1 protein-coding gene is annotated in these 775 nt (G+C 64.8%); it reads right to left on the bottom strand.

The features are described 5' to 3' along the window. Positions 1 to 483 (bottom strand): DUF808 family protein (locus NS365_RS23075; protein WP_153003932.1); only part of this gene is annotated, 483 nt, incomplete at its 3' end. Between the last annotated feature and the right edge of the window lie 292 nt (positions 484 to 775).

Raw genomic sequence — 775 nt, 5'->3', positions numbered from 1 at the left:
GATCGCCATGATCTCGGCCGAGAGGATGAAGTCGGTCTTCACCGCGCTCGCCACGCGCTGCTCTTCCAGAAGCGCGGCGTCGGTCGTCGGCGGGACGGACGTGTCCTCATCAGCGTGCTCGGCATGGGGCACGAGCTTCTCGTAGATCTTTTCCGCGCCCTCGAACGAGAGATAGCAGCCGCCGAGCATCAGGAGCGGCGTGATCGCCCAGGGCGCAAAAGCGCCGAGCGCCAGCGCGATCGGCAGGAGAAACAGGAGCTTGTTGCGCACCGAGCCCTTGGCGATGCGCCAGACGATGGGCAATTCGCGGTCGGCCGAGAAGCCGACGACATAGCGCGGCGTCACGGCCGCATCGTCGATCACGACGCCCGCTGCCTTCGCGCCGGCCTTGGCGGCTTGCGCGCCGACATCGTCCAGCGAGGCCGCCGCGACCTTCGAGAGGGCTGCCACGTCGTCCAGAAGGGCGATCAGTCCGATGCTCATGATGCTTGCAGCCTTGATCGAAAGAACACAGTCCGACCCCGTTCATACACGCGGAATGTCCATCCAACGAGATCGTGCGCACTCGCCGCTTTTCTTTTACGCGGTGCGATGCACTCTTGGATCACGGGCAGGCATTCAGGGAGACGCATCATGGCTTCAGACACGCGGATCGAATCGCGGACGATAGCGACGCGGCTTTTGACCCTGGCCGGGTTGCTCCTCGTGCTCGGCCAGCCCGCAGCGGCTTTGGAAACGAGCGCGCGCACGGCGATGATGGTCGATCTTGCGAGCG

The sequence above is a fragment of the Aureimonas ureilytica genome (assembly GCF_001475935.1).
Lineage (GTDB): Bacteria > Pseudomonadota > Alphaproteobacteria > Rhizobiales > Rhizobiaceae > Aureimonas > Aureimonas ureilytica_A.
This window is presented reverse-complemented; position numbering and strand designations above follow the sequence as displayed.